This is a genomic window from Pseudomonas sp. 2822-17 (assembly GCF_002742485.1).
GTDB lineage: Bacteria > Pseudomonadota > Gammaproteobacteria > Pseudomonadales > Pseudomonadaceae > Aquipseudomonas > Aquipseudomonas cyclaminis.
Genome location: NZ_LJRZ01000949.1, coordinates 1 through 232, shown reverse-complemented (window position 1 = coordinate 232; position 232 = coordinate 1). Strand labels below are relative to the sequence as shown.

Annotated in this window: 1 protein-coding gene; it reads right to left on the bottom strand. The window is 31.5% G+C overall.

Annotated features, from left to right (window positions below):
• The coding region (locus AOA60_RS31895) for a hypothetical protein (protein ID WP_143522614.1) at positions 1-117 on the bottom strand (117 nt) is incomplete at its 3' end.
• Positions 118-232 lie beyond the last annotated feature (115 nt).

The following is a 232-nucleotide window of genomic DNA, read 5'->3' as shown; positions in this document are numbered from 1 at the left end:
ATTTAAACCCTCTACAATTTTAGCAGAATGATCATGAACCTCTTCTATCGTTTCTGGACCGTATAAGTGCTGGCTTCCTGTAACAAACCAAAATTGGTACTTCTTCGTTTTTAACATATAATGCTCCTCCTTAATCGAGTTTATGTGCCAAGATTATTATTTCCGTATTTTTTTAAAAATTTAGCTCTGTGTTTTTGATAGATTTAATTGTTTCTTTTTGATACACCTATTC